This is a genomic window from Kosakonia sp. H02 (genome assembly GCA_030704225.1).
Taxonomy (GTDB): domain Bacteria; phylum Pseudomonadota; class Gammaproteobacteria; order Enterobacterales; family Enterobacteriaceae; genus Kosakonia.
Genome location: CP131915.1, coordinates 4004946 through 4022272 on the forward strand (window position 1 = coordinate 4004946; position 17327 = coordinate 4022272).

The 17327-nt window shown below is 52.3% G+C and carries 18 protein-coding genes and 1 tRNA gene; 12 read left to right on the forward strand and 7 right to left on the reverse strand.

Translation table 11 applies throughout. From position 1 onward, the window contains the following. The first annotated feature begins 49 nt into the window (after nucleotides 1–49). Complete coding sequence (locus Q5705_18770; GenBank protein ID WLI76592.1) at nucleotides 50–946, forward strand: acyltransferase; 897 nt, start codon at nucleotides 50–52, stop codon at nucleotides 944–946. A gap of 12 nt (nucleotides 947–958) precedes the next feature. On the opposite strand, the gene dsbA is transcribed toward Q5705_18770, so the two are convergent. The 3 genes from dsbA to Q5705_18785 form a co-directional block, all read right to left on the reverse strand. Continuing rightward, the gene (gene dsbA, locus Q5705_18775; protein ID WLI76593.1) at nucleotides 959–1582 is read right to left on the reverse strand and encodes a thiol:disulfide interchange protein DsbA; all 624 of its coding nucleotides are present in this window, start codon (nucleotides 1580–1582) and stop codon (nucleotides 959–961) included. Nucleotides 1583–1598: 16 nt separating this feature from the next. Further along, nucleotides 1599–2585 (reverse strand): serine/threonine protein kinase, encoded by a 987-nt coding sequence (locus tag Q5705_18780; GenBank protein ID WLI76594.1) that lies wholly within the window; start codon nucleotides 2583–2585, stop codon nucleotides 1599–1601. A gap of 75 nt (nucleotides 2586–2660) precedes the next feature. Continuing rightward, nucleotides 2661–2930 carry a YihD family protein gene (locus tag Q5705_18785; GenBank protein ID WLI76595.1) on the reverse strand — a complete coding sequence of 90 codons (270 nt, stop codon included), beginning with the start codon at nucleotides 2928–2930 and terminating at the stop codon, nucleotides 2661–2663. Between the two features lie 69 nt (nucleotides 2931–2999). Here Q5705_18785 and mobA point away from each other — a divergent pair, with 69 nt between their 5' ends. From mobA to Q5705_18800, 3 genes are all read left to right on the forward strand, one after another. After that, complete coding sequence (gene mobA, locus Q5705_18790) at nucleotides 3000–3584, forward strand: molybdenum cofactor guanylyltransferase MobA (protein ID WLI76596.1); 585 nt, start codon at nucleotides 3000–3002, stop codon at nucleotides 3582–3584. Then, entirely contained in the window at nucleotides 3566–4090 is a 525-nt protein-coding gene (gene mobB, locus Q5705_18795) for a molybdopterin-guanine dinucleotide biosynthesis protein MobB (GenBank protein WLI76597.1), read from the forward strand. Before mobA ends, mobB begins: the two co-directional genes overlap by 19 nt. A gap of 149 nt (nucleotides 4091–4239) precedes the next feature. After that, nucleotides 4240–4315, forward strand: a tRNA-Trp gene (locus Q5705_18800). 96 nt (nucleotides 4316–4411) lie between these two features. Here Q5705_18800 and hdfR read toward each other — a convergent pair. Next, on the reverse strand, nucleotides 4412–5245 hold the full coding sequence (gene hdfR / locus Q5705_18805; GenBank protein WLI76598.1) for an HTH-type transcriptional regulator HdfR: 834 nt from the start codon (nucleotides 5243–5245) through the stop codon (nucleotides 4412–4414). Nucleotides 5246–5351: 106 nt separating this feature from the next. Here hdfR and Q5705_18810 point away from each other — a divergent pair, with 106 nt between their 5' ends. Beyond that, complete coding sequence (locus Q5705_18810; protein ID WLI76599.1) at nucleotides 5352–5690, forward strand: DUF413 domain-containing protein; 339 nt, start codon at nucleotides 5352–5354, stop codon at nucleotides 5688–5690. 28 nt (nucleotides 5691–5718) lie between these two features. Here the strand turns inward: Q5705_18810 and Q5705_18815 are convergent, their stop codons facing one another. Then, on the reverse strand, nucleotides 5719–7239 hold the full coding sequence (locus tag Q5705_18815; protein WLI76600.1) for a YifB family Mg chelatase-like AAA ATPase: 1521 nt from the start codon (nucleotides 7237–7239) through the stop codon (nucleotides 5719–5721). Nucleotides 7240–7558: 319 nt separating this feature from the next. On the opposite strand from Q5705_18815, the gene ilvL reads away from it, so the two are divergent. The 6 genes from ilvL to ilvA all read left to right on the forward strand — a co-directional run bounded on the left by ilvL (nucleotide 7559) and on the right by ilvA (nucleotide 14241). Continuing rightward, a complete protein-coding gene (gene ilvL / locus Q5705_18820; protein ID WLI76601.1) occupies nucleotides 7559–7657 on the forward strand; it encodes an ilv operon leader peptide in 99 nt (32 codons plus the stop codon). 139 nt (nucleotides 7658–7796) lie between these two features. Further along, nucleotides 7797–9443, forward strand: coding sequence for an acetolactate synthase 2 catalytic subunit (gene ilvG, locus Q5705_18825; GenBank protein WLI76602.1), 1647 nt, complete (start codon nucleotides 7797–7799; stop codon nucleotides 9441–9443). Beyond that, nucleotides 9440–9709, forward strand: a complete 270-nt coding sequence (ilvM, locus tag Q5705_18830) for an acetolactate synthase 2 small subunit (protein WLI76603.1) — start codon at nucleotides 9440–9442, stop codon at nucleotides 9707–9709. The genes ilvG and ilvM overlap by 4 nt, the downstream gene beginning before the upstream one ends. A 17-nt stretch (nucleotides 9710–9726) precedes the next feature. After that, complete coding sequence (locus Q5705_18835; GenBank protein WLI76604.1) at nucleotides 9727–10656, forward strand: branched-chain amino acid transaminase; 930 nt, start codon at nucleotides 9727–9729, stop codon at nucleotides 10654–10656. A gap of 187 nt (nucleotides 10657–10843) precedes the next feature. Further along, nucleotides 10844–12694 (forward strand): dihydroxy-acid dehydratase, encoded by a 1851-nt coding sequence (gene ilvD, locus Q5705_18840; protein ID WLI76605.1) that lies wholly within the window; start codon nucleotides 10844–10846, stop codon nucleotides 12692–12694. A gap of 2 nt (nucleotides 12695–12696) precedes the next feature. Further along, entirely contained in the window at nucleotides 12697–14241 is a 1545-nt protein-coding gene (gene ilvA / locus Q5705_18845) for a threonine ammonia-lyase, biosynthetic (protein ID WLI79063.1), read from the forward strand. Here ilvA and ilvY read toward each other — a convergent pair. Then, nucleotides 14238–15128, reverse strand: coding sequence for an HTH-type transcriptional activator IlvY (gene ilvY, locus Q5705_18850; protein WLI76606.1), 891 nt, complete (start codon nucleotides 15126–15128; stop codon nucleotides 14238–14240). The genes ilvA and ilvY overlap by 4 nt on opposite strands. Before the next feature lie 156 nt (nucleotides 15129–15284). On the opposite strand from ilvY, the gene ilvC reads away from it, so the two are divergent. Then, nucleotides 15285–16760 carry a ketol-acid reductoisomerase gene (gene ilvC / locus Q5705_18855; GenBank protein WLI76607.1) on the forward strand — a complete coding sequence of 492 codons (1476 nt, stop codon included), beginning with the start codon at nucleotides 15285–15287 and terminating at the stop codon, nucleotides 16758–16760. A gap of 107 nt (nucleotides 16761–16867) precedes the next feature. On the opposite strand, the gene ppiC is transcribed toward ilvC, so the two are convergent. Beyond that, on the reverse strand, nucleotides 16868–17149 hold the full coding sequence (ppiC, locus tag Q5705_18860) for a peptidylprolyl isomerase PpiC (GenBank protein WLI76608.1): 282 nt from the start codon (nucleotides 17147–17149) through the stop codon (nucleotides 16868–16870). Nucleotides 17150–17327 lie beyond the last annotated feature (178 nt).

Below are 17327 nucleotides of genomic sequence, written 5' to 3' on the forward strand. Positions count from 1 at the left end.
CGCTTTCTTTAGTGTGCTTTAAGCAGCTAACTTTCTGAATACTATTATCATGTCGAGATTGCTTGCAGTAACCACTCTGATTTTGAGTGTCCTGCTTACCATACTGATTACTATTGTTTGCTCCGTGCCGATTATCATTGCCGGGATAATAAAATTATTGCTCCCTATCCCGGCGCTGTGGCGCGTGATTTCTGCCTTTTGTAATTTTACGATGTATTGCTGGTGTGAAGGGCTTTGCTGGCTGCTATATCTCAATCCACATCTGAAATGGGACATTCAAGGTCTGGAAGGGCTGAATAAAAAGAACTGGTATTTGCTGATCTGCAATCACCATAGCTGGTCAGATATCGTGGTGTTATGTGTCCTGTTTCGCAAACATATTCCAATGAATAAATATTTCCTCAAACAGCAATTGGCCTGGGTTCCATTTATTGGGCTGGCGTGTTGGGCGCTGGATATGCCGTTTATGCGCCGCTATTCCAGAAATTACCTTATTCGCCATCCGGAACGACGCGGCAAAGATGTCGAAACAACACGTCGTTCATGCGAGAAATTTCGCCTTCACCCCACCACAATTGTGAATTTTGTTGAAGGCTCACGCTTTACTGAAGAAAAACGTCGTCAAACACGTTCCTCCTTTAAGAATTTGTTGCCGCCCAAAGCAGCGGGCATTGCTATGGCGCTAAATGTGTTAGGTAAACAATTCGATAAATTGCTGGATGTCACGCTGTGCTACCCCGAAAACGACCGGACGCCATTTTTGGATATGCTCAGCGGCAAACTGACACGTATTGTCGTGCGTATTGATTTGCTGCCGATAAATAAAGAACTGCATGGGGATTATGTCAATGATAAAAACTTTAAGCGTGGCTTTCAGCAATGGCTGAATAAGCTATGGCTCGCTAAAGACGAACGCATCGATGCTATTAAAAACGCCGGTCATTAACCGGCGTTATTTTTACTTCTTCTCAATCAGATACTTCACCGTATCCGCGTAACTTTTCACGAAGGCATCCAGGCTGCTGCCATCCATACCTTGTTGATTAACCTGGTATTTACCATTCACGAACATGGCCGGAACGCCCTGAAGCTGCAAATCAGCAGCGGCTTTCTCTTGCTGAGCAACCAGCGATTTCACCACAAAGCTGTTCCACGCCGCGTCATACTCTTCGCCTTTCACACCCGCACTGATGAATACGTCACGAATATCAGCAACGGACTGTACCGTCTGGGTTTTTTGTACCGCTTCGAACATCGGAGAAGTAATTTTATCTTCCACACCAAGCGCCATCGCAACGGCCCAGGCTTGAGTCAGCTCTTTACCCAGCGGCCCGAGGAACTCAACGTGGTATTTGGTCATTTTTGTACCCTGTGGCAACTTTTGCTTAACCGCATCAGAAACGTGCCATACCTGTTCAAAATCGTAGCAGTGCGGGCAATAGAACGAGAAAAACTCCAGAACCTGCGGCTCACCCGCAACAGGTTTATCCAGAGTTATGAACTGCTTGCCGTCAGTAATATCTGCCGCTGAGGCGCTAAAAGCCAGAATCATTCCTGCCAGCGCCAGCCAAATCTTCTTCATGGTTAACTCTCTCCGTTTAATACATGGGTGTTAATGCTAAAGGTGGTTCTTGCAGAACGTTCACCTGTTCAAGAAAAATCAGCGTCTGCCTGCGCCAGTGATCTTCACTGTTCAACCAGGGGAAATTTTTAGGAAAGGCAGGATCATCCCAACGACGGATAAGCCACGCCAGATAATAAACCAGGCGCATAGCACGCAGTGGCTCAATCAGGCCAAGCTCAGCGGTATTGAATTCGCAAAACTCTTCGTAAGCCTCGACGATCATCTCCAGCTGCATGCGCTGCTCGGCTTTATCGCCATGCAGCAACATCCATAAATCCTGAACCGCAGGGCCGTTACGCGCATCGTCCAGGTCAACGAACATGGGTCCGTCACGCCAGAGAATATTCCCGGCATGGCAATCCCCGTGCAGACGCAGGTGGTTAAAGCGACTGTGCCATTGCGCCATTACTGCATCAATAAGTTTATCTACCGCACGCAGAAACGCGTCTTTTAATCCTGCCGGGATAAGCGTGGTTGTTTCGAAAAGCTGTCGCGGTTCAATCAGATACTCTTTTACGCCAATATCCGGGCGGCTAGAAAAGCGTTTTTTGCTGCCGGTTTGGTGCAGGCGACCAAGATAGCGCCCGACCCATTCCATTTGATCAAGGTTGTCCGCTTCAAACTGGCGGCCGCCAACGCTTGGGAAAACGGCAAAATAGAAATCCTGATGGGTGAGCAAAGTTTGATGATTAAAGGCGAGCGGTGCAGCGACCGGAACATCATCTTGTTGCAACTCAAGGGCAAATTCATGCTCTTCACGAATCTGGTCTGCTGACCAACGTTGCGGGCGATAAAACTTCACCACAAAGCGACGTCGGTCTTCGTCCTGGAATTGATAGACACGATTTTCGTAACTATTGAGCGGTGTGAGACCGGAGTCGACCCGGATCCCCTGCTCAAACAGCGCATCCATAATGGTATCCGGGTGAAGTGTCTGGAAAGTGAAGGCGTTGCAGGTCATCCTGGGATCCGAAAATTCGACGAATGATTCAGGATATCATTTCATGACGTTTCCGGTGGCACCGCTTACAAGCTTTTACTCTTTAATTACGCCACGGGCGCGCAGTAGCGCGGTTTTGAAATCTTCTTCGTAATCTTTTTGAATGCCCGGGATCACCGCGTCTTTTGAAGAATCACGCATTTTTAGATGATAGATCAGGATGTCATCACTTAAATCCGCCAGTTCGCCGTCATAACCTGACTCTTGCGCCAGTTTCTGTAAAAATTGCACTAAATTAAGCTCAGGCTCTTTCTGCCATGCGGGCTGTAGAAGTTCGATAACTTCATTCAGGCGTTTACATTTCATCGTCGTGCTCCTTTCTTTTGGAACAGACACGTTAGCAGGCTCAAACCCACAATAAAAGAGGCGATATTAGTGGCTGATAGTGGTGCAGTAACTGGCGTGATACTGGCGGGCGGGAAAGCGTCACGTATGGGGGGAAAAGACAAAGGATTGCTGGAACTTAACGGCAAGCCGCTCTGGCAATATGTTGCCCAAAGGCTGAAACCGCAGGTCGACAGTGTAGTGATTAGCGCCAATCGCAATCTCGACATTTATCGTGTCAGCGGTCTGCCTGTTGTAACAGACATGATGAATGGTTTTCCTGGCCCACTGGCGGGCATATCGTCTGTTTTACAGCACTATCCGGGGGAATGGTTTCTCTTTTGCCCATGCGATACACCACATGTGCCCGAGGATCTTTTGGCGCGCTTATGGAAGGGATGTTTGCAGGTTCCAGCTGTATGGGTGCACGATGGCGAACGCGATCATCCAGCGATTGCGCTGGTGCATCGTGATGTTTTGCCACCTTTACAGGCGTATCTGGCACAGGGTGAGCGTCGGGTAATGGTATTTTTGCGTCAGGTAGGTGGCCATTCGGTGGATTTTAGTGATGTCAAAACTGCGTTTGCCAATGTGAATACGCCTGAAGATCTCGCTCATTGGCAGGAGAAACCATGATTCCATTGCTTGCTGTTGCCGCCTGGAGCGGAACAGGTAAAACGACACTGCTGAAAAAACTAATCCCAGCGCTGTGTGTTCGCGGCATTCGTCCAGGATTAATTAAACATACTCATCATGATATGGATGTCGATAAACCCGGCAAGGACAGCTACGAGTTACGTAAAGCAGGAGCCGCACAAACGCTGGTTGCCAGCTCACAACGCTGGGCATTGATGACGGAAATGCCAGAAGAAACAGAGCTGGATCTCGCCTGGCTGGTCAGCAGGATGGATGAGACAACGCTGGATGTGGTGCTTGTGGAAGGTTTTAAACATGAGCAGGTGCCAAAGATCATGCTCTGGCGGCAGGACTGTGGGCATCACCTGGAAGAACTGACGCTGGATGATCACGTTATCGCCATTGCCAGTGATGTTGAACTGACACTGGATGTTCCGCTGCTCGATTTAAATGACATTGATCAGATTGCGGAATTTGTACTGCTCTGGCTTCACCAAACCCGTTAGTTTGACGGCTTTTTCTGGCGCTAAAAAGCAAAAAACCCCAACCTTTCGGTCGGGGTTCTTCTTATTTGATGCCTGGCAGTTCCCTACTCTCGCATGGGGAGACGCAGGGGGTCGCGGGTTCGAGTCCCGTCCGTTCCGCCACCCTAATTAGGGGCGTAGTTCAATTGGTAGAGCACCGGTCTCCAAAACCGGGTGTTGGGGGTTCGAGTCCCTCCGCCCCTGCCAGAAATAATCCTTAGCATCTGCTAAGGATTTTTTTTTGCCTTTTTCCAGACTTTCCTTCACTAATAAAGGTGCGCACAGCGTCCTTGCTATGCGCATTTAATCAATCACGTTGATTTTCAAAAGATCTCTGATCTGATTCTGTTTGTCGCTATTTTGTAACCAAATAGCGTAAAGCGGACGGGAAAGGGTTTCGGTGTCAGCAACAAGGTGCAGTTTCTCTTTTTGCTCTGCCCACGAGACGGGCAACCATGTGCAACCGTTCAACTGAGGTAATTGTTGATGCGCTACTTCTGCTGAACTGGTCGTTAACGTTGGCACATCATCAGTAGCGATCAGCTCAGATTCATGCTGCTGAAAATCAGGCCCCCATTCCAGGCGCAGGTAGTTTAATTCAGCTTTATTCTTTTCAGGCGCGGCGCAGTAGAGCGCGAGTGTGAAATGCCCCAACAATTGGCTGCTGAACTCATCCATTTTAGGCGTTTCAGTAGTTATCAGTAGATCCAGTTGTCTCTCATGTAGCTGTTTAACTAGCGATTGTCGTTGAGCAATACGTGCTTCAAATTGTAAATTCCCCTGCCGATCGTAGAGGCGGCTAAGCCAGTCACTTAGCATGCACTCCCAAAGCGACGCGCTGGCACCAATCGAAAACTGATGATGCCGTGAAGTATGCGCCACCTCTTTTCGCGCCGCCTGCCAGGTGCTCATTAGCGTCTCTGCATAGGGGAGAAGCTTCTCTCCTGCTGCTGTCAGGCGGATGTTATTACGATGGCGGGTAAAAAGATTGACCCCAAGTTGGTTCTCTAATTGGCGAATACGAAAACTCACCGCGGACTGTGTCAGATAGAGTGCTTCGGCTGCACGCCCGAAGTGACGAGTCCTGCTTACTTCGAGGAAAGTTTTTAATAATTCCGTATCCAAGGTTTTCTCCACAAAAAAATTTGTCGTAATGATTTAAATGTTTTGTTTTACACTCTGTCAAGCGTAACTAATACTCCGCGCCATAATTAGCTCGGCCAAAGAATTAGGAGCGTGCAGGATGGCGGAAAGCTTTACGACGACGAATCGTTTTTTCGACAACAAAAATTATCCACGCGGGTTCTCTCGCCACGGTGATTTCACCATCAAAGAGGCGCAGCTGCTTGAACGCCATGGTTATGCATTTAACGAGCTGGAACTCGGTAAACGCGAACCGGTGACTGAAGAAGAGAACCAGTTCGTCGCAGTATGTCGTGGTGAGCGTGAGCCCAACACAGAAGCTGAACGCGTGTGGATCAAGTATATGGCACGTATTAAGCGTCCGAAGCGTTTTCACACTCTGTCAGGTGGTAAACCCCAGATGGAAGGCACTGAAGACTACACGGATTCTGACGATTAAAGGGAAAAAGGGGCGATGGCCCCTTTTTTTACGCCAGCATTTTTTGCAGGTGGATGAGTAACCTATCCATAGCGCGATAGCTTAGCGCTTCCTGCAAATGCGTTCGATGGATGTTCTCCTGCTGTTCCAGATCTGCAATAGTTCGCGCTACCTTCAACAGCCTTTGCCAGGCGCGGGCAGACAAACCCAGCCGCGATAAAGTTTCTTCCAGCCAGCGTCCATCCTCTCTACTCAGTAAACAAAACTGCTTCGTTTCACTGCTCTCAAGCCGCGCATTCAATTTCTTCTGGCGATTATGTTGTCGCGCCTGTGCTGTCATCACGCGCGCCCTTACGGTTTCACTACTTTCACCTTTTTGTTGTGGTTCACTCATCAGACCCCGTGCGGGCAACGGTACTTCCAGCGAAAGGTCGAAACGGTCGAGAAAGGGGCCGGATAACTTCCCAAGGTAACGTAACGTTTGTTCCGGTGAACAGCGGTTATGGTTGCCCTGGTAATGCCCGGTTGGGCTGGGGTTCATCGCGGCAATTAATTGGAAACGCGCGGGGTAAGTGACCTTCGCTCTTGTCCGTGAGATATGAATTTGTCCAGATTCAATCGGCTCACGCAGTGCATCCAGAACGCGGCGTTCAAATTCCGGTAACTCATCCAGAAAGAGTACCCCATTGTGTGCCAGCGAAATTTCACCAGGACCGGGTATTGAACCACCGCCCACCATTGCGGTTAATGAGGCGCTATGATGGGGAGCCCGAAACGGGCGGCGCTTCCAGTGGTGGGTGAGTGCTGTGGTATTCACCACGCTCATTACAGCTGCGCTTTCCAACGCTTCACGATTATTTAATGGAGGCAGCAAACCGCCCATCCGGCTGGCCAGCATAGTTTTGCCCGTACCCGGCGGCCCAATGAGCAGCAGGTTGTGACCTCCTGCTGCGGTTATCTCTAATGCCCGTTTCCCTTGCTCCTGCCCGATAATGTCACTTAAATCCTCACTATGTACTTCTTCGCAGAACGTTAAAGGTTCCGGAGGAGATAACGTCTTTTTACCTTCAAGAAATGCGCATACTTCCAGCAAATGGTTTGCCACCAGGCACGCCGGTGTTTCGGCCAGGCTCGCTTCCGCTTCGTTCTCTTTTGCAATAATGATTTGCCTGCTTGCATTCACTGCATCAATAACACATGAGATAGCGCCGGGAACTCCCCGCAAAGCGCCTGTAAGAGCAAGCTCGCCGACGAACTCGTAATGACTGAGTTCTGATACGTTTATCTGTTCAGAGGCCGCCAGAAGCGCGATAGCGATAGGTAAATCGTATCTTCCTCCTTCTTTTGGCAAATCGGCTGGCGCGAGATTAATGGTGATCCGCTTCGCCGGAAACTCATAGCCGCTGTTGATCACGGCACTACGGACCCGGTCGCGCGCTTCTTTAACGGTGGTTTCTGGCAGACCAACAATGGTCAGCCCCGGAAGCCCATTGCTGATATGCACCTCAACTGTTACCAGTGGTGCCGTCACGCCCAGAACCGCCCTTGTATAAATTACAGACAACGCCATAAGCCCTCCTTGTCTTTCGTATTATCTGTTTTGAGCTTGATCATTTCATGGCTGAAATGGCAGATTTACGTGAAACTTCGCAACTTTTAGCAGCAAGATTTAGCCATTTTCATTTCATTGGAAGCGTGTTCGCATCACGTGTATTGCCCGGTAAAGCGTGAAATATTTTCACCATACTTTTTTGTCATATAAAACAACGGTTTTTTTGCAAATTTTCAGACCAGCCATAAAACCCGGCATAATTTTTTCTTGTGTCATGTCGCAAATCTGTGTTACCTCTTTAGGCATTCCTTCGAACATGAAGCCAGAACGAACAAATATGAAAACCCTTCTACGAGTGATTAGCCTTGTCGTGATTAGCGTGGTGGTGATTATTATCCCACCGTGCGGGGCTGCACTTGGACGAGGAAAGGCTTAAAAAACAAGCCTTAACGAACTAAGACCCCCGCACCGAAAGGTCCGGGGGTTTTTTTATGACTTAAAAACATATAGGGAGAACAGAGAATGGCTGGTAGCACAAAATTCTGTTTCTCCAGTTATACAACGGGGAAGTAGCTATGAATGGAGCACAATGGGTTGTACATGCGTTGCGGGCACAAAAAGTCGATGCTGTTTTCGGCTATCCGGGTGGCGCAATCATGCCGGTTTACGATGCACTGTATGACGGCGGCGTGGAACACCTATTGTGCCGACATGAGCAAGGCGCAGCGATGGCGGCTATTGGCTATGCCCGTTCTACCGGTAAAACTGGCGTGTGCATTGCCACCTCTGGACCTGGCGCGACCAACTTAATCACAGGTCTTGCCGATGCGCTGCTGGATTCCGTTCCGGTTGTGGCGATCACCGGTCAGGTTGCTGCCCCGCTTATCGGTACCGACGCGTTTCAGGAAGTGGATATATTAGGTTTATCCCTGGCGTGCACGAAACACAGTTTTCTCGTCGAATCACTGGAAGAATTGCCGCGCGTGATGGCTGAAGCTTTCCACGTGGCTAATTCCGGGCGTCCTGGCCCGGTTCTGGTTGATATTCCAAAAGATATCCAACTGGCCGTTGGCGATCTGGAACCGCATTTCGCCATGGTCGCTGAGGACATATCTTTTCCTCAGACCGAAGCGAATCAAGCATTTCAAATGCTCGCTCAGGCTAACAAACCGATGCTATATGTCGGCGGCGGCGTTGGCATGGCGCAAGCCGTTCCTGTGTTGCGTGAATTCTTGGCTGTAACGCAAATGCCCGTAGCCTGCACGTTGAAAGGGTTGGGCGCCGTTGAACCTGATTATGCGTATTACCTCGGTATGTTGGGCATGCACGGGACGAAAGCGGCAAACTTTGCCGTGCAAGAATGCGATTTGCTGATTGCTGTTGGCGCACGTTTTGACGATCGCGTTACGGGCAAGCTGAATACCTTTGCCCCGCATGCCAGCGTTATCCATATGGATATCGACCCGGCGGAAATGGGCAAGCTGCGCCAGGCGCACATTGCCCTGCAAGGTGATTTAAATACGCTGCTGCCCGCATTGCAGCAGGCACTGGCCATTGACGAATGGCGTCAATACAACGCAGATCTGCGCTGCGAGCATGCCTGGCGTTACGACCATCCTGGCGAGTCTATCTACGCGCCGCTGTTGTTAAAGCAGCTTTCCGAGCGCAAGCCGGAAAACAGTGTTATCACGACCGATGTGGGTCAGCATCAGATGTGGTCTGCCCAGCATTTGAGTTTTAATCGCCCGGAAAATTTCATCACATCCAGTGGGTTAGGCACGATGGGCTTTGGGTTGCCTGCCGCCGTGGGGGCGCAAGTCGCGCGCCCGGACGATACGGTTATCTGTATCTCCGGTGACGGCTCCTTCATGATGAATGTTCAGGAGTTGGGCACCGTAAAACGCAAACAATTACCGCTGAAGATCGTTTTATTGGATAACCAGCGCTTAGGAATGGTTCGTCAATGGCAGCAACTGTTTTTCAACGAGCGTTACAGTGAAACCACCCTGACCGATAACCCCGATTTTCTCATGCTGGCCAGCGCCTTCGGCATCCCAGGCCAGCACATTACCCGTAAAGACCAGGTTGAAGCGGCACTCGACACGATGCTTTCGAGCACTGGGCCTTACCTGCTTCATGTCTCAATCGACGAACTTGAGAATGTCTGGCCACTGGTACCACCGGGTGCCAGTAACTCACAAATGCTGGAGAAATTATCATGAAGCAACATCAAGTCGCTGTTGAAGCTCGCTTTAATCCGGAAACATTAGAACGCGTATTGCGCGTGGTACGCCATCGTGGTTTTCAGGTATGCGCCATGAATATGGAAACCGCCAGCGATGCGCAGAATATAAATATCGAATTGACCGTTGCCAGCCCGCGGCCTGTCGAATTACTGTTTAGCCAGTTGAGCAAACTTGTCGATGTTGCCAGGGTTGATATCCGGCAACGCGCCACATCATCACAAACACAACAAATCCGCGCGTAAGCGCAAAAGGAAGAACAATGACGACGAAAAAAGCAGACTACATTTGGTCCAATGGCGAGATGGTACGTTGGGAAGACGCAAAAGTTCACGTGATGTCTCACGCCTTGCACTACGGTACGTCTGTGTTTGAAGGTATCCGTTGCTACGACTCGCACAAAGGCCCGGTTGTTTTCCGCCATCGCGAGCATATGCAGCGCCTGCGCGATTCCGCAAAAATTTACCGTTTCCCGGTATCCCAAAGCGTTGATGAGCTGATGGAAGCTTGCCGCGCAGTTATCCGCAAAAACAATCTGACCAGCGCTTACATTCGTCCGCTGATCTTCGTTGGTGATGTTGGCATGGGTGTTAACCCGCCGGCTGGCTATACCACCGACGTGATTATCGCTGCGTTCCCGTGGGGGGCGTACCTGGGCGCAGAAGCGCTGGATCAGGGGATCGACGCGATGGTTTCTTCCTGGAACCGCGTTGCGCCAAATACCATTCCGACTGCCGCTAAAGCGGGCGGTAACTACCTCTCCTCGCTGCTGGTCGGTAGCGAAGCGCGCCGTCACGGTTATCAGGAAGGGATCGCGCTGGACGTGAACGGTTATATTTCAGAAGGTGCAGGTGAAAACCTGTTCGAAGTGAAAGACGGCATTCTGTTTACCCCGCCGTTCACCTCTTCTGCGCTGCCGGGCATTACCCGCGACGCCATCATCAAGCTGGCAAAAGATCTGGATATCGAAGTTCGCGAACAGGTACTGTCCCGTGAATCCCTCTACCTGGCGGATGAAGTATTTATGTCCGGCACGGCGGCGGAAATCACCCCGGTACGCAGTGTTGATGGTATCCAGGTGGGCGAAGGTCGCTGCGGCCCGGTCACCAAACGTATTCAGCAAGCATTCTTTGGCCTCTTCACCGGTGAAACGGAAGATAAGTGGGGCTGGTTGGATCAAGTTAATCCATAAATACTCGTCATACTTCAGGTTGTAGGTGTGTTGGCTGTACGCGTTCACCCCAGTCACTTACTTATGTAAGCTCCTGGGGATTCGCTCGCTTGCCGCCTTCCTGCAACCCGAATTATTTAGGGTATAGCAAATAAATATGGGATGGCACGCACCACCCCATCGACAAGACAGACGGGAGTAAAAGAGCATGCCTAAGTACCGTTCCGCCACCACCACCCACGGGCGCAATATGGCGGGTGCCCGCGCGCTGTGGCGCGCAACCGGGATGACCGACGCCGATTTCGGCAAACCGATTATTGCCGTCGTGAACTCGTTTACCCAGTTCGTGCCTGGTCACGTTCACCTGCGCGATCTCGGTAAACTGGTTGCGGAGCAAATCGAAGCCGCAGGCGGCGTGGCGAAAGAGTTCAATACCATCGCCGTCGATGACGGCATCGCCATGGGCCACGGCGGCATGCTTTACTCATTGCCTTCCCGCGAGCTGATCGCCGACTCCGTTGAATATATGGTCAATGCCCACTGCGCTGACGCGATGGTGTGCATTTCCAACTGCGACAAAATCACCCCGGGGATGCTGATGGCTTCCCTGCGCCTGAACATTCCGGTGATTTTCGTTTCTGGCGGCCCGATGGAAGCCGGGAAAACCAAACTTTCTAATCAGATAATCAAACTCGATCTGGTCGATGCGATGATTCAGGGCGCGGACCCGAAAGTGTCTGACGATCAGAGCGAGCAGGTTGAACGTTCCGCGTGCCCGACCTGCGGTTCCTGTTCCGGCATGTTTACCGCCAACTCAATGAACTGCCTGACCGAAGCGCTGGGCTTGTCGCAGCCGGGTAACGGTTCGCTGCTGGCGACGCACGCCGACCGCAAGGATCTGTTTATCAACGCGGGCAAACGCATCGTTGAACTGACCAAGCGCTATTACGAACAGGACGATGACTCAGCATTGCCGCGCGCAATCGCCTGTAAAGCCGCGTTCGAAAACGCCATGACGCTGGATATCGCCATGGGCGGTTCCACCAATACTGTTCTGCACCTGTTGGCCGCCGCGCAGGAAGCGGAAATTGATTTCACCATGAGTGATATCGACAAGCTTTCCCGCAACGTACCGCAACTGTGCAAAGTTGCCCCGAGTACGCAGAAATACCATATGGAAGATGTTCACCGCGCCGGTGGTGTACTGGGTATTTTGGGTGAGTTAGATCGCGCAGGCTTGCTGAACCGCGACGTGAAAAACGTGCTCGGTCTGACCCTGCCGCAAACTTTGCAAAAATACGATGTGATGCTGACGGAAGATGAGTCGGTGAAAAAGATGTTCCGTGCCGGTCCGGCGGGCATTCGCACCACACAAGCGTTCTCGCAGGATTGCCGTTGGGACACACTGGATGACGATCGCGCCGAAGGCTGTATTCGTTCGCTGGAACACGCTTACAGCCAGGACGGTGGTTTGGCCGTGCTGTACGGAAACTTTGCGGAAAACGGCTGTATCGTTAAAACCGCCGGCGTGGATGACAGCAACCTGACCTTTACCGGCCCGGCAAAAGTGTATGAAAGCCAGGACGCCGCGGTTGAAGCGATCCTCGGTGGCAAAGTTGTCGCTGGCGACGTGGTAGTGATTCGTTACGAAGGGCCAAAAGGCGGGCCAGGTATGCAGGAGATGCTCTATCCGACCAGCTTCCTGAAATCGATGGGGCTGGGCAAAGCCTGTGCACTGATCACCGATGGTCGTTTCTCTGGCGGTACGTCTGGCCTTTCCATTGGTCACGTTTCCCCGGAAGCGGCCAGCGGTGGCAACATTGGTCTTATTGAAGATGGCGATATCATCGCGATTGATATCCCGAACCGTGGTATTCAGCTGCAACTGAGCGATCGTGAACTGGCTGCGCGCCGCGAAGCGCAGGAAGCCCGTGGCGATAAAGCCTGGACACCGGTTGATCGCGAACGTCAGGTTTCCTTTGCGCTGCGCGCTTACGCCAGCCTCGCGACCAGTGCGGATAAAGGCGCGGTACGCGACAAATCCAAACTGGGAGGTTGATGATGGCCGAATCCCAACCCCTTTCCGCCGCCCCCGAAGGGGCGGAATATCTTCGGGCGGTGCTGCGCGCACCGGTCTACGAAGCGGCGCAAGTCACGCCGCTGCAAAAAATGGAAAAGCTCTCGTCGCGTCTCGATAACGTCATTCTGGTGAAGCGCGAAGACAGACAACCCGTGCACAGTTTCAAACTGCGCGGCGCGTACGCAATGATTGCCGGGCTGACCGCCGAGCAAAAAGCGCACGGCGTGATAACTGCCTCGGCGGGAAACCACGCGCAGGGCGTGGCGATGTCTTCAACGCGCCTTGGTATTAAATCGCTGATCGTGATGCCGGTGGCGACGGCGGATATCAAAGTCGATGCCGTGCGCGGTTTTGGCGGTGAGGTGCTGCTGCACGGCGCGAACTTTGACGAAGCGAAAGCGAAAGCCATTGAGCTCTCTGAACAGCAGGGTTTCACATTTGTCCCGCCGTTCGATCACCCGATGGTGATCGCCGGGCAGGGCACGCTGGCGCTGGAGTTGCTGCAACAGGACGCGCATCTCGATCGCGTTTTCGTGCCGGTAGGCGGCGGCGGTCTGGCAGCGGGCGTTGCGGTGTTGATCAAACAATTAATGCCACAAATCAAAGTGATTGCCGTCGAAGCGGAAGATTCTGCCTGCCTGAAAGCGGCGCTGGATGCCGGGTATCCGGTGGATCTGCCGCGCGTTGGGCTATTTGCCGAAGGCGTGGCGGTAAAACGCATTGGCGATGAAACCTTCCGTCTTTGCCAGACGTATCTCGACGACATTATCACCGTCGATAGCGATGCGATTTGCGCGGCGATGAAAGATCTGTTCGAAGATGTCCGCGCGGTGGCGGAACCGTCCGGCGCGCTGGCGCTGGCGGGAATGAAAAAATACATCGCCAAACACAATATTCGCGGCGAGCGGCTGGCCCATGTGCTCTCCGGTGCGAACGTTAATTTCCACGGCCTGCGTTATGTCTCCGAGCGTTGCGAGCTGGGTGAACAGCGCGAAGCGCTACTGGCAGTGACTATTCCCGAAGAGAAAGGCAGCTTCCTGAAGTTCTGCCAGTTGCTTGGCGGACGCTCGGTAACGGAATTTAACTACCGCTTTGCCGATGCCAAAGATGCCTGCATCTTTGTGGGTGTGCGCCTGAGCCGCGGGCTGGAAGAGCGCAGAGAGATCCTCGACCTGTTGCACGACGGTGGCTACAGCGTGGTGGACCTCTCCGATGATGAGATGGCGAAACTGCATGTGCGCTATATGGTTGGCGGGCGGCCATCGAAACCGTTACAGGAGCGCCTGTACAGTTTTGAGTTTCCGGAATCACCGGGCGCGCTGCTGAAGTTCCTGCATACGCTCGGCACGCACTGGAATATCTCGCTGTTTCATTACCGTAGCCACGGCACTGATTATGGCCGCGTACTGGCCGCGTTCGAACTGGGCGAGCATGAGCCGGATTTTGAAACCCGGCTCAATGAGTTGGGCTACGATTGCCACGACGAAACCCATAACCCGGCGTTCCGCTTTTTTCTTGCGGGTTAATGGCCTGGCAGGATCTGCCAGAACGCACTGACAAGCGGCTCATGCAGCCGCTTTTTTTGCGCACAAACGCCAAGTTCGAACGGCGTTTTCTCATCGCTACGCTCAAGGATCATAACGCGATTGCGCACCGGCTCCGGGCTATTTTCCAGCACGACTTCCGGAATAAGCGCCACGCCGCAGCCCAGCGCCACCATCGACACCATCGCTTCATGCCCGCCCACGGTGGCGTAAATTGCGGGGTTACTGATTTTATGGCGACGGAACCACAGCTCAATGCGGCGCCGTACCGGGCCTTGATCCGGCATGATAAACGGCACGGTTGACCAGTCCGGCTCGGGCTGCGAAACCTGGTTACGCACCGGACAGGGTAGCGCCGGGGCGATCAGCACGACCGTCAGGTTTTCCAGCATGGAAAACGCGACTGCGCCAGGGAGTGTTTCCGGCTTGCCGGCAATCGCCAGATCCGCTTCACCGGTCACCACTTTTTCCATTGCGTCGGCGGCATCCCCAGTGGTGAGTTTAATCTCAACCGAAGGGTGCTCGGCGCGAAAACGGTCAAGGATCGGCGGCAAATGGCTGTATGCGGCGGTCACCGAACAAAACAGATGCAACTCGCCGGAGAGCGACGGGCCTTGTTGATCGATGGTGTGGCGAAGTTGTTGGTACTGCAATAACGTCTGTTGCGCGAAAACGCGTAACTCTTCCCCCGCTTCGGTCAGGGTGACGGTGCGGTTATCGCGGACAAACAGCGGTTGCCCGAGGTCTTCTTCCAGCCGCTGGATTTGACGCGAAAGTGTGGAAGGGCTGACGTGCATGGCGCGTGCGCTGCGGCCAAAATGACGGCTTTCCGCCAGGTGCAGGAATGTTTTTAGATCGCGTAAATCCATGAGACAAGCTCCACAAATTTACATTGCAATAATTGCAATGTCACATTGTTAATATATCAATTTAAGCAACGCATTTCCTGTCATATAGTGGATTCAATCTCGCGCATTAGCGAACCGAACAATAAGCACGACAACACAACATCATGAGGTTTCACCATGGCTAACTACTTTAATACACTGAACCTGCGCCAGCAGCTGGCACAGCTGGGCAAATGCCGCTTTATGGCGCGTGAAGAATTTGCTGATGGCGCGAGCTACCTTCAGGGTAAAAAAGTGGTCATCGTCGGCTGTGGCGCGCAGGGCCTGAACCAGGGTTTGAACATGCGCGATTCCGGTCTGGATATTTCTTATACCTTGCGTGCAGAAGCGATCGCGGAAAAACGCGCTTCCTGGCGTAAAGCGACCGAAAACGGCTTTAAAGTTGGCACTTATGAAGAGCTGGTCCCGCAAGCCGATCTGGTGGTTAACCTGACGCCGGACAAACAGCACACTGACGTTGTACGTGCTGTGCAACCGCTGATGAAAGAAGGCGCGGCGCTGGGTTATTCTCACGGTTTCAACATTGTCGAAGTGGGCGAGCAAATCCGCAAAGATATCACTGTCGTGATGGTGGCGCCGAAATGTCCGGGTACGGAAGTGCGCGAAGAGTACAAACGCGGTTTCGGCGTACCGACCCTGATTGCGGTTCATCCGGAAAACGATCCGAAAGGTGAAGGTATGGCAATCGCTAAAGCCTGGGCAGCGGCGACCGGCGGCCATCGCGCAGGTGTGCTGGAATCCTCTTTTGTTGCCGAAGTGAAATCTGACTTGATGGGTGAGCAGACCATTCTCTGCGGCATGTTGCAGGCCGGTTCCCTGCTGTGCTTTGACAAACTGGTGGCAGAAGGTACCGATCCGGCTTATGCGGAAAAACTGATTCAGTTTGGCTGGGAAACCATTACCGAAGCACTGAAGCAGGGCGGTATTACGCTGATGATGGATAGATTGTCTAACCCGGCGAAACTGCGTGCTTACGCGCTGTCCGAGCAACTGAAAGGCATTATGGCTCCGCTGTTCCAGAAACATATGGACGATATTATTTCCGGTGAGTTCTCTTCCGGCATGATGGCTGACTGGGCTAATGACGATAAAAAACTGCTGACCTGGCGTGAAGAAACCGGTAAAACCGCGTTTGAAACCGCACCGCAGTACGACGGTAAAATCGGCGAGCAAGAGTATTTCGATAAAGGCGTATTGATGATTGCGATGGTGAAAGCGGGCGTTGAGCTGGCATTCGAAACCATGGTCGCTTCCGGCATCATCGAAGAGTCTGCTTATTATGAGTCTCTGCACGAGTTGCCGCTGATCGCAAACACTATCGCTCGTAAACGTCTGTACGAAATGAACGTGGTGATTTCCGATACCGCCGAGTATGGCAACTATCTGTTCTCTTACGCTTGCGTGCCGCTGCTGAAAGAGTTTATGACCACGCTGCAAACCGGTGATCTGGGTAAAGCGATCGCCGAAGGCGCAGTCGACAACGCGCAACTGCGTGATGTGAACGAAGCGATTCGCAGCCACGAAATCGAGAAAGTGGGTCAGAAACTGCGCGGTTATATGACGGATATGAAGCGTATCGCCGTCGCGAGCTAATTCCTCGTCGTCTTTCGACCTGCGGATGCGTTGGCCGAAACCCATAGGGGAATGGAAAGTAGCACGAACGTAGGCCCGGTAAGTGTTAACGCTACCGGGCTTTTTTATTAGTTGCGGTACAGCACTTTAATGATGTGGTAACCGAACTGGGTGTGCAGCGGGCCGGTAGGCTCCAGCACCGGGCAGGAGAACACTACTTTATCGAACGCCGGAACCATCTGGCCCTGGCGGAATTCGCCTAAGTGACCGCCTTTTTTGCCCGACGGGCATGTAGAGTGTTTTTTAGCCAGCTTTTCGAAGTCGGCGCCATTTTTAATCTGTTCCAGCAGATCCAGTGCCAGTTTTTCTTCTTTAACAAGGATATGCAGTGCCGCTGCGGTTTTTGCCATGATCGTGCCTTGAGTGAAGTCAATAAGGCTGGCTATACTACCACGCCTTTATACACTTCGGCCTTCAATCCGCCTCTTTGTTGGCTGCGTCTGTTCACCCCAGTCACTTACTTTTGTAAGCTCCCGGGGATTCACAGTCTTGCCGCCTCGACGCGAATTGAATGACTCGTGTATATTT